The organism is Modestobacter versicolor, from assembly GCF_041028285.1.
Classification (GTDB): Bacteria; Actinomycetota; Actinomycetes; order Mycobacteriales; family Geodermatophilaceae; genus Modestobacter; species Modestobacter versicolor_A.
The window spans coordinates 1-526 of sequence record NZ_JABGDB010000059.1 but is presented as its reverse complement, the minus strand read 5'-3'; the positions used below and the strand labels follow the sequence as shown (position 1 = coordinate 526).

The following is a 526-nucleotide window of genomic DNA, read 5'->3' as shown; positions in this document are numbered from 1 at the left end:
TTGATATTGACGCTGCTAACGTGTACGCCGATGAAGGTAAGAGCGGTAAGAGCTTTAAAGGCCGTGAATCATGGCTTACCTTAAGCACCATCCTTAAGCGTGGTGATGTGCTGTACGTCTACGGTATGGATAGAATAAGCCGTGATATGGTTGATCAGCTTACTGTACTTAAAGACCTGGTAGACGGGCGCAAGGTGAAGATTGTCACAACGGACGGCGATCAAGCTTATGGCATGTATGAAGGTATTAAGGCCGCATTTGCACAAGAGCAACGTAAGTACATTTCAGACCGCACCAAAGCCGGTATGCAAGCGGCTAAGGAAGCTGGTAAGCAAATCGGTAGAGTGAAGAACGTAGAGCTTCATACACGCATACAGGAGCTTTACAAGCAGGGCATGAAGAAATCACAAATAGCGCGTGAGCTTTCTGTTTCCCGTCCGACTATCGACAAGGCCTTAAATAATATTTAAATGCTTAAATAAAAGAATTTTATTTATCTACCTATCTTGACTTAATGCGCATGGAA

Annotated in this window: 1 protein-coding gene; it reads left to right on the top strand. The window is 44.1% G+C overall.

What is annotated here, in order from left to right; translation table 11 throughout:
* Positions 1-470 (top strand): recombinase family protein (locus HL054_RS22250; RefSeq protein WP_369141310.1); only part of this gene is annotated, 470 nt, incomplete at its 5' end.
* Between the last annotated feature and the right edge of the window lie 56 nt (positions 471-526).